The 18993-nt window shown below is 42.8% G+C and carries 18 protein-coding genes; all 18 read left to right on the plus strand.

Annotated elements, in window-relative coordinates:
* The first annotated feature begins 96 nt into the window (after positions 1-96).
* The 18 genes from DQN58_RS03835 (at position 97) to DQN58_RS03920 (ending at position 18959) form a co-directional block, all read left to right on the plus strand.
* Positions 97-1755 (plus strand): putative transporter, encoded by a 1659-nt coding sequence (locus tag DQN58_RS03835; RefSeq protein WP_006716860.1) that lies wholly within the window; start codon positions 97-99, stop codon positions 1753-1755.
* Positions 1756-1907: 152 nt separating this feature from the next.
* Entirely contained in the window at positions 1908-2630 is a 723-nt protein-coding gene (gene pyrH / locus DQN58_RS03840; RefSeq protein ID WP_006716861.1) for a UMP kinase, read from the plus strand.
* Between the two features lie 38 nt (positions 2631-2668).
* A complete protein-coding gene (gene frr, locus DQN58_RS03845; protein ID WP_006716863.1) occupies positions 2669-3226 on the plus strand; it encodes a ribosome recycling factor in 558 nt (185 codons plus the stop codon).
* A 110-nt stretch (positions 3227-3336) separates the two neighbouring features.
* Positions 3337-4542, plus strand: coding sequence for a 1-deoxy-D-xylulose-5-phosphate reductoisomerase (gene ispC / locus DQN58_RS03850; RefSeq protein WP_032997755.1), 1206 nt, complete (start codon positions 3337-3339; stop codon positions 4540-4542).
* A 22-nt stretch (positions 4543-4564) separates the two neighbouring features.
* Entirely contained in the window at positions 4565-5284 is a 720-nt protein-coding gene (gene uppS, locus DQN58_RS03855) for a polyprenyl diphosphate synthase (protein ID WP_006716867.1), read from the plus strand.
* Positions 5285-5298: 14 nt separating this feature from the next.
* On the plus strand, positions 5299-6168 hold the full coding sequence (locus DQN58_RS03860) for a phosphatidate cytidylyltransferase (protein ID WP_006716869.1): 870 nt from the start codon (positions 5299-5301) through the stop codon (positions 6166-6168).
* A 10-nt stretch (positions 6169-6178) separates the two neighbouring features.
* On the plus strand, positions 6179-7513 hold the full coding sequence (gene rseP / locus DQN58_RS03865; protein WP_006716871.1) for a sigma E protease regulator RseP: 1335 nt from the start codon (positions 6179-6181) through the stop codon (positions 7511-7513).
* A gap of 26 nt (positions 7514-7539) precedes the next feature.
* Positions 7540-9945 carry an outer membrane protein assembly factor BamA gene (gene bamA / locus DQN58_RS03870; protein ID WP_006716873.1) on the plus strand — a complete coding sequence of 802 codons (2406 nt, stop codon included), beginning with the start codon at positions 7540-7542 and terminating at the stop codon, positions 9943-9945.
* A gap of 99 nt (positions 9946-10044) precedes the next feature.
* Complete coding sequence (locus tag DQN58_RS03875) at positions 10045-10623, plus strand: OmpH family outer membrane protein (RefSeq protein ID WP_006716876.1); 579 nt, start codon at positions 10045-10047, stop codon at positions 10621-10623.
* On the plus strand, positions 10623-11654 hold the full coding sequence (gene lpxD, locus DQN58_RS03880) for a UDP-3-O-(3-hydroxymyristoyl)glucosamine N-acyltransferase (protein ID WP_006716877.1): 1032 nt from the start codon (positions 10623-10625) through the stop codon (positions 11652-11654). Before DQN58_RS03875 ends, lpxD begins: the two co-directional genes overlap by 1 nt.
* Positions 11655-11784: 130 nt before the next feature.
* Positions 11785-12195, plus strand: coding sequence for a 3-hydroxyacyl-ACP dehydratase FabZ (gene fabZ / locus DQN58_RS03885; protein ID WP_050540575.1), 411 nt, complete (start codon positions 11785-11787; stop codon positions 12193-12195).
* A gap of 19 nt (positions 12196-12214) precedes the next feature.
* Complete coding sequence (gene lpxA / locus DQN58_RS03890; protein ID WP_006716881.1) at positions 12215-13003, plus strand: acyl-ACP--UDP-N-acetylglucosamine O-acyltransferase; 789 nt, start codon at positions 12215-12217, stop codon at positions 13001-13003.
* Between the two features lie 79 nt (positions 13004-13082).
* Positions 13083-14267: a lipid-A-disaccharide synthase gene (lpxB, locus tag DQN58_RS03895; RefSeq protein WP_032997756.1), complete on the plus strand. Its 1185-nt coding sequence runs from the start codon at positions 13083-13085 to the stop codon at positions 14265-14267.
* Positions 14260-14859: a ribonuclease HII gene (gene rnhB / locus DQN58_RS03900; protein ID WP_006716887.1), complete on the plus strand. Its 600-nt coding sequence runs from the start codon at positions 14260-14262 to the stop codon at positions 14857-14859. Before lpxB ends, rnhB begins: the two co-directional genes overlap by 8 nt.
* A gap of 39 nt (positions 14860-14898) precedes the next feature.
* Positions 14899-16761: an SLC13 family permease gene (locus tag DQN58_RS03905; protein WP_006716888.1), complete on the plus strand. Its 1863-nt coding sequence runs from the start codon at positions 14899-14901 to the stop codon at positions 16759-16761.
* Positions 16762-16778: 17 nt separating this feature from the next.
* On the plus strand, positions 16779-17387 hold the full coding sequence (locus tag DQN58_RS03910; protein WP_006716890.1) for a CDP-alcohol phosphatidyltransferase family protein: 609 nt from the start codon (positions 16779-16781) through the stop codon (positions 17385-17387).
* A 10-nt stretch (positions 17388-17397) separates the two neighbouring features.
* Positions 17398-18030, plus strand: a complete 633-nt coding sequence (locus tag DQN58_RS03915; protein ID WP_006716891.1) for a lysophospholipid acyltransferase family protein — start codon at positions 17398-17400, stop codon at positions 18028-18030.
* On the plus strand, positions 18030-18959 hold the full coding sequence (locus DQN58_RS03920) for a phosphatidate cytidylyltransferase (RefSeq protein WP_006716893.1): 930 nt from the start codon (positions 18030-18032) through the stop codon (positions 18957-18959). Before DQN58_RS03915 ends, DQN58_RS03920 begins: the two co-directional genes overlap by 1 nt.
* Positions 18960-18993 lie beyond the last annotated feature (34 nt).

Raw genomic sequence — 18993 nt, forward strand, 5'->3', positions numbered from 1 at the left:
AAAAAATGTGATAGAGGTTTCATTTTTTGTGTTTGTTTTCCCTAAAAAAAATGAAGTTGTTATAATTTGCCACAGTTAATTTTATTTGAGGTAAATATGAGTGATATTGCTATTACGATTAGCCTGCTCGCCCTGGTCGCCGTGATCGGTTTATGGATCGGTCATTGGAAGATCAAAGGTGTCGGTTTTGGTGTAGGCGGGGTGCTCTTTGGTGGGATCATTGTGGCGCATTTTACCAATCAGTACGGATTGGCACTAGACACGCATACATTGCATTTCGTGCAAGAGTTTGGCTTGATTCTGTTTGTGTATACGATCGGGATTCAAGTGGGGCCGGGGTTCTTCTCTTCCTTGCGCCGTTCGGGGTTAAAACTTAACGGTTTTGCCTTTTTTATTGTATTGCTTGGCGGGATTTCGGTGATTCTCATTCATAAGATTGCCGATGTGCCGTTAGACATTATTTTGGGGATTTATTCCGGTGCGGTAACCAATACGCCATCGTTGGGGGCAGGGCAACAAATTTTAGCGGAGCTTGGCTTAAAAAGTGCTACGTCAACAATGGGGATGGCATATGCCATGGCCTATCCGTTTGGGATCTGCGGTATTTTACTTTCCATGTGGTTGGTGCGTTTGTTCTTTAAAATTAAGGTAGATGAAGAAGAACAACATTTCCAACATGAAAGCGGACAAGATAAAGAAACGTTAACCACCATGGACGTAAAAGTCACCAATAAAAACTTGGATGGTTTACGCCTAATCGATATCCCGGGCTTTGGTGAAGGGGACATTGTGTGTTCCCGTTTGAAAAGTGGCAACAATGTTTGCGTGCCGAAAGCCAGCTCAGAAATCCATTTGGATGATGTGTTGCATTTGGTCGGTGATGGCAGCGCATTGAAAAAAATGTGCTTAATTATTGGTGATGAGCTGGATGTGCCTATTTCAACCAAAGGTGGAGAGATTCGTTCAGAGCGGGTTGTGGTGACCAGCGAAAAAGTGTTGGGTAAAAAAATCAAATCGTTGGGTATCCATCAAAAATACGGCGTAGTGATTTCCCGCTTAAACCGTGCCGGTGTGGAATTGGTTCCGACAGCCAATACGACTTTGCAGTTCGGTGACGTATTACATATGGTGGGTCGCACAGACATGATGAATAACGCCATTTCTGTGATAGGTAATGCCGAGCAAAAATTGCAACAAGTGCAAATGTTGCCGGTGTTTATTGGGATTGGTTTGGGGGTGTTATTCGGTTCTATCCCTTTTTATATTCCAAGTTTCCCCGTTGCCTTAAAATTAGGTTTAGCGGGGGGACCGTTAGTGATTGCATTGATTTTGGCGCGTATCGGTACGATCGGTAAGCTGTATTGGTTTATGCCACCAAGCGCTAACTTAGCGTTACGCGAGTTAGGGATTGTCTTATTCTTGGCTGTCGTTGGGCTGAAATCAGGCGGTAGTTTTATGGACACCTTATTAAATGGAGGCGGTTTGGAATGGATGGGCTACGGTATCGTTATTACGTTAGTGCCATTATTAATTACCGCTGTTATCGCACGTTTATACAGCAAATTGAATTACCTTTCCCTTTGTGGTGTGCTTGCCGGTTCAATGACCGATCCACCGGCATTGGCATTTGCTAATTCGATTAAAGAAGGTAGTGGGGCAGCTTCTCTCTCTTATGCGACAGTATATCCATTGGCGATGTTTTTACGTATTGTTTCTCCACAATTGCTGGCGTTGCTCCTTTGGAGTTTTACATAACCAGAAAACGCGTTTAAAAATGACCGCACTTTCTCTAAAAGTGCGGTCATTTTTTTCCTTATTTAAGGGCGCTATTTCTTCATGTTGACTTCACAGGGTAGATAAGATCTATTAAAATGAGACAATTTTTGTGAAGACAAAAGGGAAATAAGATGAGCCAACCGATTTATAAAAGAATTTTGTTAAAACTAAGCGGAGAAGCCTTGCAAGGTGATGAAGGTTTCGGGATTGATGCGTCTATTCTTGATAGAGTGGCCTTAGAAATCAAAGAGTTGGTCGAAATGGACGTAGAAGTTGGCGTCGTATTAGGCGGTGGCAACTTATTCCGTGGTGCTAAATTAGCCAAAGCGGGAATGAACCGTGTGGTCGGCGACCATATGGGAATGTTAGCTACGGTCATGAACGGTTTGGCAATGCGTGATTCGCTTTTCCGTGCGGATGTGAATGCAAAATTAATGTCGGCATTTCAATTAAACGGCATTTGCGATACTTACAATTGGTCTGAAGCCATCAAAATGTTGCGCGAAAAACGCGTTGTGATTTTCTCCGGCGGTACAGGCAGTCCGTTTTTTACCACAGATTCCGCCGCATGCTTACGCGGTATCGAAATTGAAGCAGATGTTGTGTTAAAAGCAACCAAAGTAGATGGCGTATATGATTGCGATCCGGCAAAAAATCCAAATGCTATGCTTTATCCGCACCTTACTTATGCTGAAGTGATTGATAAAGAATTACAAGTCATGGACTTAGCAGCCTTTACCCTAGCTCGCGATCACGGTATGCCGATTCGCGTGTTCAATATGGGTAAACCGGGGGCGCTACGTCGCGTGATTACCGGCGAGCAAGAAGGCACACTCATTTGTGCAAAAGACTAGTTTAACGGTTTAATTTATTTAATAGAGAAGGAATTATCGTGATTAACGACATTAAAAAAGATGCGCAAGACCGCATGGAAAAAAGCCTTGAAGCGTTAAAAGGCCATATTGCAAAAATTCGTACCGGCCGTGCACAACCAAGTTTGTTGGATGCCATTCAAGTGGATTATTACGGCTCTGCGACACCATTACGTCAATTAGCCAACGTGGTGGCAGAAGATGCCCGTACTTTAGCGGTAACCGTGTTTGATCGTTCATTGATTCAAGCGGTAGAAAAAGCCATTTTAACTTCTGATTTAGGCTTGAACCCATCTTCTGCCGGTACAACGATTCGCGTGCCACTTCCACCATTAACAGAAGAACGTCGCCGTGATTTGATTAAAATTGTGAAATCAGAAGGCGAGCAAGGTAAGGTAGCGATTCGTAACGTACGCCGTGACGCGAACGATAAAATCAAAGCTTTGCTAAAAGACAAAGAAATCAGTGAAAACGATCAGCACAAAGCTGAAACGGAAATTCAACAAATTACCGATAAATTCATCAAAAAAGTTGATGAAGTGTTAGCGGAAAAAGAAAAAGAATTGCTCGATTTCTAATCATAAGAACAGGTTAACATCAGACGCAGTGCCTTACTGCGTCTTTTCTTATATGGGCGTGTGAGGTTTTCATGTTGCCCGAAAAATTGACAAAGTGCGGTCGAAATTTTATGCAAAAAAAACAAAAGGTCGTGATTCTTGGCGCGACAGGTTCCATCGGTAATAGCACCCTTTCGGTGATTGAACACAATCCGGAAAAATATGAAGCGTTTGCTTTAGTTGGGGGTTCCAATGTGGGTGCCATGTTTGAAAAATGCGTGAAATTTCGACCGCACTTTGTTGCTTTGGCAGATGAAAGCGCAGCAAAACATTTGCGTGAGAAAGTAGCTACGCATCAGCTCCCGACGCAAGTATTTGCCGGTCAACAAGCGATTTGCGAATTAAGCGCACATCCTGATGCAGACATGGTCATGGCAGCGATTGTTGGTGCGGCAGGTTTATTGCCAACGTTGTCAGCAGTGAAAGCCGGCAAAAAAGTTCTGCTCGCAAATAAAGAGGCATTGGTTACTTGCGGCCAAATTTTTATTGATGCGGTAAAACGCTATGGCGCGCAATTATTGCCGGTGGACAGTGAACATAACGCCATTTTCCAATCGTTGCCTCCGCAGGCTCAACAACAAATCGGGTTTTGCCCGTTGGCAGATTTGGGCATCAGTAAAATCGTGCTGACCGGTTCGGGTGGGCCTTTCCGTTATACGGAGTTAAGCGAATTTGACGGTATTACACCGGAACAGGCGGTAGCACATCCTAACTGGTCTATGGGCAAGAAGATCTCTGTGGATTCCGCAACGATGATGAACAAGGGATTGGAGTATATTGAGGCCCGTTGGTTGTTTAATGCGACAGCCGATGAAATGGAAGTCATTATTCACCCGCAGTCCATTATTCACTCCATGGTACGCTACATTGATGGCAGCGTTATCGCGCAAATGGGGAATCCTGATATGCGCACACCGATTGCGGAAACTATGGCGTATCCGCACCGCACTTTTTCGGGCGTAGCTCCGTTAGATTTTTACCAATTAAATGGGTTGACTTTTTTAGCACCGGATTATCAACGTTATCCTTGTTTGAAACTGGCGATAGAGGCTTTTGCGGCAGGACAGTATGCGACCACTGCCATGAATGCGGCGAATGAAGTGGCCGTACAAGCCTTTTTAGATCGCCAAATTAAATTTACGGATATTGCCAAACTAAATCAGGCTGTCGTGGAACAAATGCCGTCGCAACAAATCAAACAGATTGATGATGTACTGGAGGTGGATCGTGCTGCTCGTGAATATGCACGACAACAATTGGCACATTGGTCACACTGATATTTTGCATTGAGAAGGGATAATGACAGAATTAGATCGGAATAATATTCCGCAACACGTTGCGATTATCATGGACGGCAACGGGCGTTGGGCGAAGCAGCAAGGGAAAATGCGCGTTTTTGGACATAAAAACGGCGTGGCGGCAGTACGTGAAGCCGTGTCTTATGCTCGCAAAATTGGGGTGAAATATTTAACATTATATGCGTTTAGCAGCGAAAACTGGAACCGCCCCGAGCAGGAAGTGAGCGCATTGATGAGTTTATTTATGCAGGCGCTTGATTTTGAAGTGAAAAAACTGCATAAAAATGACATTCGTTTGAAAATTTTAGGCGACATTTCCCGCTTTAGTGCAGGCTTGCAGGAAAAAATCAAAAAAGCGGAAAAATTAACGGAAAATAACACCGCACTTAGGTTAAATATTGCCGCGAATTATGGCGGGCGCTGGGATATTGTTCAGGCGGCACAGCAGTTGGCAGAACAGGTTCGAGCGCAACAAATCACTGTTGCAGATATTAACGAAGATTTATTGCAGCAATATTTGGTAACAAAAGATGAGCCTGAAGTGGATTTATTGATTCGTACCAGTGGTGAACAACGCATTAGCAATTTCTTATTGTGGCAAACAGCCTACGCAGAGTTATATTTTTCCGATGTGCTGTGGCCGGATTTTAATGAAGCCGAGTTTCATCAGGCGATTTTATCTTATCAACAACGTCATCGCCGTTTTGGCGGGACTGAATAATAGAGGAATATATTGTGCTTAAACAACGAGTTATTTCGGCAATTGTGTTAATTGCCCTTGTCTTTACCGCGTTATTTTTATTTTCACCTTATTATTTTGCTCTCGCCTTGGGCGTTGTCGTCGTGTTAGGCGTTTGGGAATGGACGCAGTTTTTTAATTTCAAGCAACCCACTTTTTGGCGCTATGCCATCACAGGTTTAAGTGCTGCCTTTTTATTCCTCTGGATCTATGGAGAAGGCAATTATTTAGATGCCGGACGTGTATTTGAACTGTATACTCAGCCAATTTTATTGGGCGCGGTTATTTGGTGGCTGGTGGCCTTATTTTTTGTGGTGACTTACCCGAAAAGTAGTGCCATTTGGGGCAAACATTCCGTCTTACAATTCTTTTTCTGTTTCTTTACCCTTATCCCATTTTTAATCGGCGTATTATTGTTACGTTTAGATCATTATGTGACAGAGCCTTACCACGGCATTATGCTGTTGTTGTATGTGTTCATTTTGATTTGGGTAGCGGATTCCGGCGCTTATTTTGTCGGTCGTAAATTTGGTAAGCACAAATTGGCACCGAAAGTTTCTCCGGGGAAATCTTGGCAGGGGGCGATTGGCGGTTTGGTCATGGCAGGTATTGTTGCAGCCATTTTTGTGAATGTGGCGCAACAAAGTTTGACTGCAAATGTCTCATCCGAAGCCTTTATTGGTCTGTCTGTGGCAACGGTTGCGATTTCTATTTTAGGCGATTTAACGGAAAGTATGTTTAAACGCCAAAGCGGTATTAAAGATAGCAGTCATTTAATTCCGGGGCATGGCGGTATTTTGGATCGCATTGACAGCTTAACGGCTGCCGTTCCATTCTTCGCCTACTTCTATTTTTTTGTACTATAGGATTGGCGATATGTCATTTTTGTGGTCAACCGTTTCATTTCTGATTGCGATTGCCGTTTTAGTAACGGTACATGAATATGGCCATTTCTGGGCGGCACGAAAGTGCGGTGTGAAAGTGCATCGTTTTTCTATTGGTTTTGGTAAAGTCATTTGGTCGCGTACCGATAAACAAGGGACAGAATTTGCTGTGTCGGCCATTCCTCTTGGGGGTTATGTCAAAATGCTGGATGGAAGAAACGAAGACATTCCTTCAGAGTTGGCATCTCAAGCCTTTGACAATAAAACGGTCGCCCAACGTGCTTTTATTATTGCCGCCGGTCCGATAGCGAATTTCTTGTTTGCTATTTTTGCTTATTTTCTGATTTATACCATCGGAATTCCAAGCGTTAAACCGGTCATTGATGATATAAAACCTCATTCTATTGCAGAGCTGGCGCAGGTTCAGCCAAAAACGCAAATTACTGAAATTGATGGTGTTGCTACGCCTGATTGGGAGACCATCAATATGCTGTTGGCTACTAAAATTGGTGAAAGTAGAGTAGAGTTAACCCTAGTTGAATTCGGTTCGAATATTGAACAGCATAGAATCTTGGATTTATCTCACTGGAATTTTAACCCTGAAAAAGAAACAGCTTTCGGTTCTCTCGGTATATTACCGGTTAGAACTAAAGTCGATATGACTTTGTCTAAAGTCGTCGAGAATTCTCCTGCACAAAAAGCGGGATTACAAGTTGGTGATAAATTATATTGGGCGGATGGTAAGGCGATACGTTGGCTGGATTTTATTGAGCAAGTGGAGTTAGGTCATCCTCTGTCACTAAAAGTCGAGCGTAACGGTGAGTGGTTGATGAAGACCATTACGCCGGAACTCAATGACAAAAAGCGTTTAGTTGTTGGTATTTCTCCGACTTTTTCCCCAGTGCCTGATGAATATCGTACTGAATTAAAGTATGATATGTTTGAATCCTTACAGAAAGGGGCTGAGAAGACGTTTCAACTCTCTTGGCTAACCATAAAAGTGATCGGGAAATTATTGGTTGGCGAGTTGTCTTTGAATAATTTAAGTGGTCCGATTTCTATTGCGCAAGGTGCAGGCGCATCATCTGAGTTAGGATTAGTTTATTACCTCAGTTTTCTCGCACTGATTAGTGTCAATTTAGGGATCATGAATCTCTTCCCATTGCCTGTGCTTGATGGGGGACATCTAGTCTTTTTAGGATTAGAAGCGCTTAAAGGAAAGCCGGTTTCCGAACATGTTCAGAATATCAGTTATCGAATCGGTGCAATCTTATTATTAATGTTAATGGGATTTGGCCTGATTAATGATTTTTTACGTTTAAATTAGTATTTTTATACAGGATAGAAATTACGATGAAAAAACTTTTACTTGTAAGTTTGTTGTTTGGTTCTACCGCCGCTCTTGCGGGACCTTTTGTAGTTCAAGATATTCGTGTTGATGGTGTTCAGGCTGGTCGTGAAAGTCAGATTATTGCCTCGTTACCGATAAAAATTGGTCAGAAAATTAATGATGCCAATATTTCTAATATCGTCCGTAATTTGTTCCTAACAGGTCAGTATGATGATGTGAGAGCATCACAGCAAGGAAATACGTTGGTTATTTCGGTTACGCCGAAAGCGATTATTTCTGATGTGGTGTTTGAGGGAAATAAATCCGTTCCAAACGATGCATTAAAACAAAACTTAGATACCAATGGTTTTCGTAAAGGCGATATGTTGAATCGTGAAAAATTAGAAGAGTTTCGTAAAGGATTAGAAGAACACTATCATAGTGTTGGTCGTTATAACGCAAAAGTCGAAACGATTGTTAACCCATTACCAAATAACCGTGCGGAAGTTAAGATTCAAGTGACTGAAAATGATGTTGCTTTGCTGAAAGATATCACTTTTGTCGGTAATCAAGCCTTTGATAGTGATCGCTTAGAAGATCAAATGGAGCTCCAACCGGATGCGTGGTGGAAGTTCTTTGGTAACAAATTTGATTCTACGCAATTCACTAAAGATCTTGAAACAATTAGAAATTATTACCTTGATCGTGGTTATGCAAAAGCCGGAATCGCCAATACCGATGTGAAACTGAATGATGAGAAGACGGAAGCTCGAGTAACAATTGATATTGTTGAAGGAGAGAAATATACCGTTAATAGTGCGCGTATTGTGGGTGATGTAGGCGGCATGGCGGAACAATTGGCGCCGTTACTTAAGCAAATTCATGTTGGCGAAGAGTTTCGTCGTAGTGATGTACTGTTAGTTGAAGAAAGTATTAAAGCAACACTTGGCGAACGTGGTTATGGTAGTGCACAAGTGAACGTACAGCCTGATTTTAATGATGAGAATAAAACAGTTGGCTTGAGTTTTGTTGTTGATGCCGGTAAACGTTATTCTGTCCGTCAAATTCGTTTTGAAGGTAATACCGTGAGTGCGGATAGCACCTTGCGTCAAGAAATGCGTCAGCAAGAGGGGAGTTGGTTATCTACTGATTTAGTTGAATTAGGTAAAGTGCGGTTGGATCGTACAGGCTTTTTTGAAACCGTTGAAAGCCGTACCGAAGCCGTTGAAGGAACCAATGACCAAGTTGATGTTATTTATAAGGTAAAAGAACGTAATACCGGTAGTATTAATTTTGGTATCGGTTATGGTACGGAAAGCGGTTTAAGTTACCAAGCCAGTATTAAGCAAGATAACTTCTTGGGTATGGGCTCTTCTCTTAGTTTGGCCGGCTCCCGTAATGATTACGGTACAAGCGTAAATTTAGGTTATACCGAACCATACTTCACTAAAGATGGTGTCAGTTTGGGTGGAAATGTTTTCTTTGAAAGCTTTGATAACTCAAAAAATTCAACATCAGCAGCTTATGCACGTACGACTTATGGTGGTAACCTAACCTTAGGTTTCCCGGTCAATGAAAACAATGCCTACTATCTTGGTGTTGGTTACGCCTATAACAAATTAAAAAATATTACACCTGAATATAATCGTGCTTTGTATTTAGCCTCTATGAACTTTGATGACTGGGTGTTCAAATCTCACGATTATGATGTTTCATTCGGTTGGAATTATAACAGTTTGAACCGTGGTTTCTTACCAACTAAAGGGGTTAAAGCATCTATCGGTGGTAAGGTTACGATTCCTGGTTCTGATAATAAATACTATCGACTCAATGCCGATGTTCAAGGATTCTACCCGCTTAACCGTGATCAGACATGGGTATTGTCTGGACGTTTAGGGGCATCTTATGCGGATGGTTTCGGTGGTAAACGTTTACCGTTCTATCAAACTTATACAGCAGGTGGTATTGGCAGTTTACGCGGCTTTTCTTATGGTGCGATTGGTCCACAAGCGATTTATGCTAAAACGCCAATCTCAGCGGCTTGTCGTGGCGTGAGTACAACCCCTAGCTGTTATAATGACGATAAGTTAAATGGTGATGTGGTTGGCGGTAATGCGATGGCCACTGCCAGTGTGGAATTAATTGTACCAACGCCGTTTGTTGCAGAGAAAAATCAAAATTCTGTTCGTACCTCATTCTTTGTTGATGCAGCGAGCGTATGGGATACTCACTGGAAATCAGAGAAAGGTAAGTTTAATAGTAATTTACCTGATTATGGCGATCCTTCTCGTGTTCGCGCTTCTGCCGGTATTTCATTCCAATGGCAGTCTCCGATTGGCCCGTTAGTATTCTCTTATGCTAAGCCAATCAAGAAATATGAAAACGATGATATTGAACAATTCCAGTTCAGTATTGGTGGATCGTTCTAAACAGAACAGTCTAATCCAATTGATATAAAGAGATATCTGTGCCAAGACATTGGCACAGACGAATTTAATGTTTAACTTACTAAAAGGAAAAATAAAAAAATGAAAAAAACTGTAAAATTAACCGCACTTTCTTTAGCTTTAGCATTCACTTCTTCTTTAGCAATGGCAGAAGAAAATATCGCTTTTGTAAGCGCAGATTACCTTTTCCAGAATCATCCGGATCGTAAAGTTGTTGCTGAAAAATTAGAGGCAGAATTCAAACCAACTGCGGATAAATTAGCAGAAAACAAAAAACAGATTGATGCAAAAATTGCGGATGTTCAAAAGAAAGTTGAAGCAAAAGTGGCGGCTTTACAGAAAGACGCACCTAAATTACGTTCTGCAGACATCAAAAAACGCGAAGATGAAATTAATAAATTTGCTAATGATGAACAAGACGCTATTAATAAATTAATTACTGAGCATGACCAAAAAGCAAAAGCTTTCCAAGAAAGTTATGCAAAACGTGAAAATGAAGAAACAACAAAAATGATTGCAAGCATTCAAACCGCCACGAATAACGTAGCGAAACAAAAAAATTACACTTTAGTGCTTGATGATCGTTCCGTTGTTTTTGCAGTTGACGGTAAAAACATCACAGAAGATGTATTAAAAGCAATTCCTACACAGGCTAAATAATGAAGACCTATTCCCTCTTGGAATTAGCACAACAAATCGGCGCTACCATTCGTGGTAACGCCGATGTTGTTGTGAGTAATATCGCTCCCTTAGATAAAGCAGAAAAACATCAGCTAACATTTATTTCTAATGCCAAATTCCGTGAAAAACTGGCACATTCAAAGGCGGGTATTTTGGTGGTGTCCGAAGCGGATGTGGAATTTTGTTCACCGGAAAGTAATTTGCTTATTGTGAAGGAGCCTTATGTTGCCTATGCAAAATTAGCACAATATATGGATACCACCCCAAAAGCGGCAAGCGGAATCGCAAAAAGTGCGGTTATTTCTGACGATGTTTTGTTAGGTGAAAATGTTTCTATCGGTGCAAACAGCGTTATTGAATCCGGTGTTGTGCTTGGCGATAACGTAGTAATTGGTGCAAATTGCTTTATTGGTAAAAATACTAAAATTGGCGCACATACCCAACTTTGGGCGAATGTGTCTGTATATCATGATGTCGAAATTGGCCAGCATTGCTTGATTCAATCCGGCGCTGTCATTGGTAGTGATGGTTTTGGTTATGCTAATGAACGCGGTAAATGGATTAAAATCCCCCAAGTAGGACAAGTGATTATCGGCAATTACGTGGAAATTGGTGCTTGTACCTGTATTGACCGTGGCGCATTAGATGCAACTGTGATTGAAGATAACGTGATTATCGACAACCTTTGTCAGATTGCTCATAACGTGCATATCGGCACGGGGACGGCGGTTGCCGGCGGTGTGATTATGGCAGGCAGTTTAACCGTGGGACGTTATTGTTTAATTGGCGGTGCGAGCGTGATTAACGGGCATATGGAAATCTGTGATCAAGTGACAGTCACCGGCATGGGGATGGTCATGCGTCCGATTACCGAACCGGGTGTGTATTCTTCCGGTATTCCGCTCCAAACCAATAAAGAATGGCGAAAAACAGCGGCATTGACACTTGGCATTGATGGTTTAAATAAACGCATTAAAGCCCTTGAGAAAAAACTGAAATCAGATGAGTGATGTTTCGTTCATTTTGTGTTGATGCGTTAAATAACGTATAATTTAACGCGTATTTTTTGTTTCTTATTTAATATTGAAAGGTAATCCCGTGACTGAACAAACCTCAAGAATTATCGAATCTCACGAAATTATGCAATTATTGCCACATCGTTATCCATTTTTATTAGTGGATCGCGTGATCAATTTTGAAGAAGGCAAATGGTTGACTGCGATTAAAAATATCAGTGTGAATGAGCCTTGTTTTACCGGCCATTTCCCGGGAAATCCCATTTTACCGGGCGTGTTAATTCTTGAAGCCATGGCGCAGGCTATGGGTATCTTAGCTTTCAAAACCCATGAGTTAGCCGGTGGTGAGATTTTCTATTTCGCCGGTGTTGATGAAGCCCGCTTTAAGCGTCCGATTGTTCCTGGCGATCAAATGGTATTACACGTTGAAGTGATTAAAGAACGTCGTGGTATTACTGCCTTTACCGCTACAGCAACCGTTGATGGTGAAGTGGCCTGTGAAGCGAAACTAATGTGTGCTCGTCGTGTAGCATAATTCAGACAAGGGGATAAATATGATTCACCCAACAGCCAAAGTTCATCCGCAGGCCATTGTTGAAGAAGGTGCCAAAATTGGTGAAAACGTGGTTATCGGCCCGTTTACGATTATCGGTAAAGACGTTGAAATCGGCAAAGGCACCGTCGTCCACTCCCATGTTGTGATTAATGGGCATACACGAATCGGTGAAGATAATGAAATTTATCAATTTGCCAGCATTGGTGAGGTGAACCAAGATCTTAAATATCAAGGCGAGCCGACACGCGTTGTGATCGGTAACCGTAACCGTATTCGTGAAAGTGTTACCATTCATCGTGGTACCGTACAAGGTGGCGGAGTGACGAAAATCGGTGATGACAACTTATTCATGATTAACGTCCATATTGCACATGACTGCGTGATTAAAAACCGCTGTATTTTAGCCAATAATGCCACCCTTGCCGGACACGTGGAATTGGACGATTTCGTGATTGTCGGCGGAATGTCTGCGATTCACCAATTCGTTGTCGTAGGCGCTCATGTGATGTTGGGTGGTGGTTCCATGGTCAGCCAAGATGTGCCTCCATATGTCATGGCACAAGGCAATCATGCTCAACCGTTCGGGGTAAACATTGAAGGGTTAAAACGTCGTGGCTTCGATAAGCCAACAATGCATGCGATTCGTAACGTTTACAAAATGATTTATCGTAGCGGTAAAACATTAGATGAAGTGATGCCGGAAATTGAACAAATTGCTGCCACAGAGTCAGCGATCAGTTTCTTCTTGGATTTCTTTAAGCGTTCCACCCGCGGCATTATCCGTTAATCCTTTTAATAAATTCATTTATTGCCGACCGCTCTTTTCTATGACTAAAAGAGCGGTCGTTTTTTTCAGAGTTTTGACTATGCCAAATTCAATATCCCTCAATCATTCTCCAACCATTGCAATCATCGCAGGCGAAGTCTCCGGTGACATTCTCGGAGCAGGTTTAATTCATGCCCTGAAAGCGTGTTATCCGCATGCCAAATTTATCGGTATTGGCGGTGAACGCATGATTGCCGAAGGATTTGAAACTCTGTTTGATATGGAAGAGTTATCCGTGATGGGATTGGTGGAAGTGCTGAAACATCTACCACGCTTACTCAAAATCCGCCGTAGCATCATCGAGCAATTATCGGCATTAAAACCGGATGTTTTCATTGGCATTGATGCACCGGATTTTAACTTAGACGTAGAATTGAAGCTCAAACAACGAGGCATTAAAACCATTCATTATGTGAGTCCGTCAGTGTGGGCATGGCGTCAGAAACGTGTGTATAAAATCGCAGCAGCCACTAATTTAGTGCTTGCCTTTTTGCCTTTTGAAAAAGCCTTTTATGATCGTTTCAATGTGCCTTGTCGCTTTATTGGGCACACCATGGCGGATGCCATTCCGTTGAAACCAAATCGTGATGAAGCCTGCCAATTACTGAATTTAGATCCAACGCAGCGTTATGTGGCGATGCTGGTGGGGAGTCGTGGTTCAGAGGTGGAATTTCTGAGTGAACCTTTCTTACAAACTGCGCAACTGCTACATCAGCGTTATCCGGATGTTAAATTTCTTGTGCCGTTAATTAATCAAAAACTTCGTCAGCAATTTGAACAAATCAAACAATGCGTTGCGCCGGAATTGGATATGATTTTATTGGACGGCAATGCGCGTGCCGCCATGATCACCGCAGAAGCAACGTTGCTGGCCTCAGGTACGGCTGCGTTGGAAGCGATGTTATGTAAATCCCCGATGGTAGTGGGGTATCGTATGAAGCCTTTCACCTATTTCTTAGCCAAACGCTTGGTGAAAACCAAATACGTTTCTTTACCAAATTTGCTGGCGGATGAAATGTTAGTGCCGGAATTAATTCAAGAAGACTGCAATCCGACGAAGTTGGCAGAAAAATTGTCCCTGTATTTAAGTGAGGATAAAAGTGCGGTGCAAAATCGCCATGTTTTATTACAACGTTTTGCTGAGTTACACCAAAGGATTCAATGCAATGCCGATCAACAAGCCGCACAAGCAGTGATTGATTTATTGGAGCCATCTCATGGATAAGTTTGTGTACCCACAGGGCTATGCGCTAATTGCCGGTGTAGATGAAGTAGGACGCGGGCCGTTAGTCGGTGCCGTGGTGACGGCAGCAGTGATTTTGGATCCGAACAATCCTATTGAGGGGCTTGCTGATTCTAAGAAACTGTCGGAAAAAAAACGTTTATTGTTAGCGGAAGAAATTAAGCAAAAAGCCTTGGCGTGGGCGCTTGGGCGAGCGGAACCACATGAGATCGACGAGTTGAATATTTTGCATGCTTCCATGCTTGCCATGGAACGGGCGGTAAAACATTTGAAAATTCAACCGCACTTTGTGTTGGTGGATGGCAATCGGATTCCTTCAAATTTGTCGATACCTGCTCAGGCAGTTGTTAAAGGGGATGCTTTAGTCGCGGAAATTAGTGCGGCGTCTATTTTGGCAAAAGTCGCACGGGATCAGGAAATGTTGGAATTGGATCAACAATATCCACAATATGCCTTTGCGCAACACAAGGGCTACCCAACGAAATTGCATTTGGAAAAAATCGCCGAATTTGGCCTTTTACCACAGTATCGCCGTAGTTTTGCGCCTGTTAAAAAATTATTAGAATCGCTATAATTTGACCTGCATTTGAACATTTTTAGCACGGAGGGCGCCATGAACCAATTCACCAGCTTACTTGATTCTTTCCGTCCGGAACCTTGGGTATGGGTGCTATTGTTGCTCATTGCTTCCGTGATTCTCTTCATTCGTAACCGCATTCGCATGGACGTCGTCGCTATTTTGGTGATGTTGGCGTTCAGCCTCAGTGGCATTTTAACCGTACAAGAAGTGTTTGCCGGGTTTAGTGACCCTAATATTATTCTGATTGCTTTATTGTTCATTGTTGGGGAAGGCTTGGTACGTACCGGCGTGGCGTATCAAGTGAGTGAATGGCTGTTAAAAGCTTCTCATAACAGCGAAGCCCGAGTCTTAGTTTTCATGATGTTAGCCGTGGCTGGACTGGGGGCTTTCATGAGTTCCACGGGTGTCGTGGCCATTTTCATTCCTGTGGTGCTGATGATTTGTCGCCAAATGAATATCTCGCCAAAACGTTTGATGATGCCACTGAGCGTTGCCGGGCTTATTAGCGGCATGTTGACGTTGATTGCGACAGCGCCCAACCTCGTGGTGAATGCCGAGTTGGTACGCGAAACGGATATGCGTTTGAAATTCTTCGATTTTACGCCTATTGGTTTAGTGATTTTGTTTATGGGGATCGGCTATATGCTGGTTGCCCGTCGTTGGTTAAAGTCCGATAAAGAAAATGAAACCAACAGCATGGATAAACGTTCCATGAGTGATTTAATTCATGAATATGGTTTGCAACAACGCACGCAGCGTTTTGTGGTAAGAAAAGGCTCACCGCTTATTGGTAAAAATCTGGATGAATTACATTTACGTTCTAAATTTGGTTTGAACGTGTTGGCGATTGAACGTTGGAAGCGTTTTCGCCCGATATTTATTGCTGCGCTTGGTTCCTCAGAAGTCCGTGAGAAAGACATTTTATTGATGGATAGCAGCGATCCTGAACTCAATTTGAAAGCATTTTGTCAGGAATATAATCTAGAGCGGGCGGAAATTCGCGCACAGTCTTTTTCTGAACAAGCCAGTTCTATTGGCATGGCGGAATTGATTTTAGTGCCGGATTCCGACTGTATCGGAAAATCGACTGAGGAACTTGCTTTTCGCTCCAAATACGGTTTGAACGTGGTGGGCATTAAGCGTGACGGAGAAGTGCTTGGTGGGCATTTTGTCGAAACTCCCTATAAAGCCGGGGATTTATTGTTGGTGATTGGTGATTGGAAACTCATCCAGCAAATGCGTAGCCACAGCAAAGATTTCTTTGTATTAAATTATCCGAGCGAAATTACTAGAGCGGTGCCGGCGCAAAGCCAAGCGCCTTATGCCTTGTTAAGTATTTTGGTGATGGTGGTGTTGATGGTGACCCGCCTTGTGCCAAATGTGGTGGCTGCCCTCATTGCTTGCTTAATGCTAGGCTACTTCCGTTGCGTAGATAGCAAAAGTGCCTATGATTCGATTCACTGGTCAAGTCTTGTATTGATTGTAGGCATGATGCCATTTTCGTTGGCTTTACAGAAAACCGGCGGGGTGTCGGTGATTGTCGAGTTAATGCTGAATTTAGTTGGCGGCATGGGCAAACATTGGATTTTAATTAGCCTGTTTATTCTCACTGCTGTTGTCGGTTTATTCATTTCTAACACAGCGACTGCAATTTTGATTGCGCCAATCGCCATTACAATGGCACATCAACTCAATTTATCCCCGATGCCATTTGCGATGGTGGTGGCCATCGCTGCTTCAGCCGCGTTTATGACGCCGGTATCATCGCCGGTGAATACCATGGTTTTTGGCCCCGGTGGCTATAAATTTGCTGATTTTGTCAAAGTCGGTGTGCCGTTCACTCTTTTAGTGATGTTAGTGAGCGTGTTTCTTATTCCTTTACTCTTTCCTTTTTAACGTTTAAGGAGAATGTGATGAGTATTTATGATCTGAAACCTAAATTCCAAAATCTATTACGTCCTCTCGTGATAAAGCTGGAACAACGTGGTGTGACTGCCAATCAAGTCACCTTAACCGCGTGTGCCATTTCTGTTATTTTAGGGCTAATTTTGACCGCATTTTCCGGTTATCACTGGCTTTTTATTTTGATTCCTATTTGGTTGTTCGTGCGCATGGCACTTAATGCCATTGATGGTATGTTAGCGCGTGAATTTAACCAAAAATCCCGTTTGGGCGGATACCTGAATGAAATCACTGATGTCGTGTCTGACGCCGCATTATATTTGCCTTTTGCTTTTGTCCATCCTTTTGATACGTTACAAATTGGCTTGATCATTTGGTTGTCGGCATTGACGGAATTTTGTGGTGTGCTCGGGCAAGTGCAAGGAAAAACACGTCGTTATGATGGTCCGTTAGGTAAAAGCGACCGAGCGTTTTTGTTTGGCGTGTTAGGCTTGGTTTATGTTTTTGTTCCGACTTTACCGGATTTTCTCTATTGGCTGCTTTGGATTGTCATCATTCTGTTAATTGTCACTTGTGTCAAACGTGTGAAGTCTGGCTTGGCTGAAGTGGGTAACGAATAGGAGCGTGATTATGTTAGCCAAATTGATCGATTTTCTTTTATGTCGTTTCACCTCCTTTATCACCGGCGTCCGTCCACAAAAAAATGTGGAACAGCAATCCGCGGATAAACATCGTTTGTATTTTGCCAACCATAACAGCCACGGTGATTTTATTTTGTTGTGGGTCTCTTTGCCTTATCAAGTGCGCAAAAACACCCGTCCGGTTGCCGGTGCGGATTATTGGACAAAAGGGCCGATTCGTCGTTTCTTAGCATACAAAGTGTTTAATATGTTGTTGATTGAGCGGGGCGGCGATAACCCGCAAGCCATTACCGAACAAATTAGTGATGCCTTGCAACATCATTCTCTGATTATTTTCCCTGAAGGCACCCGTAAAATGGACGACGATGTGGCGCTACAACCTTTCAAAAGTGGTTTGTATTACATCGCAAAGCAAAACCCGCAATTAGAACTTGTGCCGGTATGGATTAGTAATATGCATAATGTTTTGCCGAAGGGTTTTGTGGTGCCAATTCCGCTGTTGTGCGATTTATATATGGGAGAGCCGCTCTTCTACCGTGAGGCGGAAGACAAAACCGATTTCTTGAACCGAGCCGAACAGGCACTATTAAGTCTAAATTTAACCGAAAAAGGGAAAGCATAATGGAAATATGGCAACTGTTTGGTGGGTTAATCATCACCTTAATTATTGCGTCATCAATCGGTTATGGATTGAAATTCAAAGTCGGCTTTTCCACCCCTCATGCGGTAATTGATAATCTTAACGCACGCATTAATGCCTGGTGGATCATGATTCTGATCATCTTTGCCGCCGCGGCATTGGGATTTTATGGCGTAATCGGGTTATTTTTTGTCATTTCTTTCATGGCATTGCGTGAATTTTTATCATTGCTTTATATTCGTCGTGGCGATCATCTCGCACTTGCCGCTTGTTTTTACGTCATTCTGCCTCTTCAATATTTTTTAGTGGCAATTGACTGGTTCAGTATGTTCACCATCTTCATTCCGGTGTATGGTTTCCTGTTTTTGCCAATCCTTTCCGCCTTGTTGGGCGACACAGCGCATTTCTTAGATCGCTCCACCAAAGTGCAATGGGCATTGATGATCAGTGTCTTTTGTATTTCTCACATCCCGGCAATCCTGACATTAGACATTGAAGGTTTTGAAGATAAAAAACTGCTATTGATGATTTTCTTGATTTTAGTGGTGCAATCCAGTGATGTATTACAATATGTATGGGGCAAGTTGTTCGGCAAACACAAAATTGCGCCAAAACTCTCGCCATCCAAAACCGTGGAAGGTTTTGTAGGCGGTGTCGTCAGCGCCAGTGTGCTGGGTGGCTTGCTTTATTGGCTTACGCCCTTTAACCCGGTACAAGCGGTGTTAATGAGCTTATTAATCTGCCTTATGGGCTTTTTAGGCGGCTTAGTGATGTCCGCGATGAAACGCAGCATGGGGGTAAAAGACTGGGGGAATATGATTAGTGGCCACGGCGGTATGCTAGATCGCATGGATTCCCTTTGCTTTGCTGCGCCAATTTTCTTCCATGTGGTGAGATATTATTGGGCTTAGTAGGATTTTTGTGAGAACGGCTTCTAGCCGGATT

The sequence above is a fragment of the Aggregatibacter segnis ATCC 33393 genome, from assembly GCF_900476035.1.
In the GTDB taxonomy this organism is placed as follows: domain Bacteria; phylum Pseudomonadota; class Gammaproteobacteria; order Enterobacterales; family Pasteurellaceae; genus Aggregatibacter; species Aggregatibacter segnis.

What these genes read in the sequence shown, in the direction of transcription:
- DQN58_RS03835 (WP_006716860.1), top strand. Translation starts at nt 97, where the DNA reads ATGAGTGATATTGCTATTACGATTAGCCTGCTCGCCCTGGTCGCCGTG.
- pyrH (WP_006716861.1), top strand. Translation starts at nt 1,908, where the DNA reads ATGAGCCAACCGATTTATAAAAGAATTTTGTTAAAACTAAGCGGAGAA.
- ispC (WP_032997755.1), top strand. Translation starts at nt 3,337, where the DNA reads ATGCAAAAAAAACAAAAGGTCGTGATTCTTGGCGCGACAGGTTCCATC.
- uppS (WP_006716867.1), top strand. Translation starts at nt 4,565, where the DNA reads ATGACAGAATTAGATCGGAATAATATTCCGCAACACGTTGCGATTATC.
- rseP (WP_006716871.1), top strand. Translation starts at nt 6,179, where the DNA reads ATGTCATTTTTGTGGTCAACCGTTTCATTTCTGATTGCGATTGCCGTT.
- bamA (WP_006716873.1), top strand. Translation starts at nt 7,540, where the DNA reads ATGAAAAAACTTTTACTTGTAAGTTTGTTGTTTGGTTCTACCGCCGCT.
- DQN58_RS03875 (WP_006716876.1), top strand. Translation starts at nt 10,045, where the DNA reads ATGAAAAAAACTGTAAAATTAACCGCACTTTCTTTAGCTTTAGCATTC.
- lpxD (WP_006716877.1), top strand. Translation starts at nt 10,623, where the DNA reads ATGAAGACCTATTCCCTCTTGGAATTAGCACAACAAATCGGCGCTACC.
- fabZ (WP_050540575.1), top strand. Translation starts at nt 11,785, where the DNA reads ATGCAATTATTGCCACATCGTTATCCATTTTTATTAGTGGATCGCGTG.
- lpxA (WP_006716881.1), top strand. Translation starts at nt 12,215, where the DNA reads ATGATTCACCCAACAGCCAAAGTTCATCCGCAGGCCATTGTTGAAGAA.
- lpxB (WP_032997756.1), top strand. Translation starts at nt 13,083, where the DNA reads ATGCCAAATTCAATATCCCTCAATCATTCTCCAACCATTGCAATCATC.
- rnhB (WP_006716887.1), top strand. Translation starts at nt 14,260, where the DNA reads ATGGATAAGTTTGTGTACCCACAGGGCTATGCGCTAATTGCCGGTGTA.
- DQN58_RS03905 (WP_006716888.1), top strand. Translation starts at nt 14,899, where the DNA reads ATGAACCAATTCACCAGCTTACTTGATTCTTTCCGTCCGGAACCTTGG.
- DQN58_RS03910 (WP_006716890.1), top strand. Translation starts at nt 16,779, where the DNA reads ATGAGTATTTATGATCTGAAACCTAAATTCCAAAATCTATTACGTCCT.
- DQN58_RS03915 (WP_006716891.1), top strand. Translation starts at nt 17,398, where the DNA reads ATGTTAGCCAAATTGATCGATTTTCTTTTATGTCGTTTCACCTCCTTT.
- DQN58_RS03920 (WP_006716893.1), top strand. Translation starts at nt 18,030, where the DNA reads ATGGAAATATGGCAACTGTTTGGTGGGTTAATCATCACCTTAATTATT.